The sequence below is a fragment of the Streptococcus sp. HSISS3 genome (genome assembly GCF_000448605.1).
Classification (GTDB): Bacteria; Bacillota; Bacilli; order Lactobacillales; family Streptococcaceae; genus Streptococcus; species Streptococcus raffinosi.
In genome coordinates this window covers 1,095,120-1,096,471 of the sequence record NZ_CM002130.1, presented here as the reverse complement: position 1 = coordinate 1,096,471, position 1,352 = coordinate 1,095,120, and the positions used below count along the sequence as shown (strand labels likewise).

Sequence of the window (1,352 nt, the reverse complement as noted above, 5' to 3'; positions counted from 1 at the left end):
AACAATTCTTGTAAGGCAATAACAGAGTAAAGGAAAGAAGTATCCTTGATGACTGTTACAAACTGAGAAATAATTGATGGTAACATCTTACGGATAGCCTGTGGGAAGATAATGTAAACAAAGATTTGCTTATTGGTAAATCCTTGTGACAATCCAGCTTCCGTTTGTCCATGGTCAATAGAGTTGAGTCCTCCACGAATAATTTCTGCCAAGGCAGCAGACGTGAAGACTGTGAAAGAGGTAATTCCTGCTGCTGTAGACTTAAGTTGGAAGACCAAGAAAATAATGAAAATCCAAAGCAAGTTAGGTACATTACGGACAAACTCAATATAGATAGAAGCAATCCAACGAAGAATAGGATTTTTGCCGTTACGCATGACCGCAAGAATGGTTCCGAAAAAGGTAGATAGCACAATGATGAAGAAAGACAAGTAAAGTGTCGTCCACAACCCTTGTGCCAAGAATTTAAGGTTAGTAGCTGATAAAACTTCTGACATAGTGGACCTCCTTAGTATGCTTTCTTATTCTCTTCTTCTTTACGACGTGCCCAAGTTGCAAGAGGGAAACACATGATAAAGTAGAGAAGAGCAGCTCCAGCAAAGGCCGGCACATAATTGGTTGTATCATAAGCCCAAGCCTTAGCCGTGAACATAATATCTGCACCAGAGATGATGGCAACTGTTGAAGTGTTCTTAATCAAGTTAACCACTTGGTTGGTAAGTGGTGGCAAGATAGTACGAACAGCTTGAGGCAAGATAATGATACGCATGGTATCGGCATAGGTAAACCCTTGAGACAAAGCCGCTTCGGTTTGACCTTTAGGAACAGCCTCAATACCCGTACGAATAATTTCAGAGATATAGGCTCCAGTGTAGATACCCACACAGAGGATAGCCGTCAATGAAATAGGAAGCATGATATGGCCGTCCGTCAAGATTGAAATCCCATAGAAGACAACCACGAATTGGACAAGCAGTGGTGTGTTTTGGAAGATTTCGACATAAACACGAGCAATGCCACGAAGCACCTTGTTATGAGTTGAACTCATGGCACCAAAGATGAGCCCAAGAAGAAGGGCAACAATCAAGGCACCAATCGAAATACCGAGGGTGTAGAAGAAGCCTTTAGCAAATTGTCCAAAGTTAGCGAAGAAAGCAGCCCAACGTTCAAGAGCGAAAGGACTAGCCGTTTCAGTTAAAAGATACATATATTCAGGACTCCTTTCTATTTGTCTTCAGCCTTAGCTGGTTTCAAGTGATATTTATCGTATAGTTTTTGAAGACTACCATCCTTTTGCCATTTCGCCAGCAAATCGTTGGTATAGTCAATCAAGTCTTGGTTAGACTTACTTG

General features: G+C 41.4%; 2 protein-coding genes and 1 pseudogene. All 3 read right to left on the bottom strand.

Annotated features, from left to right (window positions below; translation table 11 throughout):
- Nucleotides 1–497: amino acid ABC transporter permease (locus HSISS3_RS05155; RefSeq protein WP_042771851.1), on the bottom strand; the 497-nt coding region annotated here is incomplete at its 3' end.
- Between the two features lie 11 nt (nt 498–508).
- Entirely contained in the window at nt 509–1,207 is a 699-nt protein-coding gene (locus HSISS3_RS05150) for an amino acid ABC transporter permease (RefSeq protein ID WP_008534488.1), read from the bottom strand.
- A 17-nt stretch (nt 1,208–1,224) separates the two neighbouring features.
- A pseudogene (locus HSISS3_RS11955) lies at nt 1,225–1,352 on the bottom strand (glutamine ABC transporter substrate-binding protein); the annotation flags it as partial.